Below are 307 nucleotides of genomic sequence, written 5' to 3' on the forward strand. Positions count from 1 at the left end.
GCGAAAAGCCGAGGACGAGCGGGATAAAGCCTGGCTGATGCCCCGGCAATTGCTCATCAAGGGTAAACCGATCCATTCCGTACATTTTCAGCTTCCTTTCTTTCGCTCGCTGTAAAATCTCATGCTGCGTCCGATTTGAACGGAACTCTGCGATAAAATGAAGCCCGGCATTTTCACCAATAATCCGCACATTGTCAGCAAAAACCATATTGAGCTCTTCAATGAGCTGCTTCCGTTTTTCCTCATATAAACCATTCATTCGTTTAATATGCCGTTGATACGCCCCATCTTTTATAAAATGAAGAAG

General features: G+C 44.6%; 1 protein-coding gene. It reads right to left on the reverse strand.

All coding sequences use genetic code 11. The features are described 5' to 3' along the window. Positions 1 to 307: hypothetical protein (locus AC0IXA_RS27290; protein WP_471814881.1), on the reverse strand; the 307-nt coding region annotated here is incomplete at both ends.

It is taken from the genome of Pseudomonas sp. AC083 (assembly GCF_979253165.1).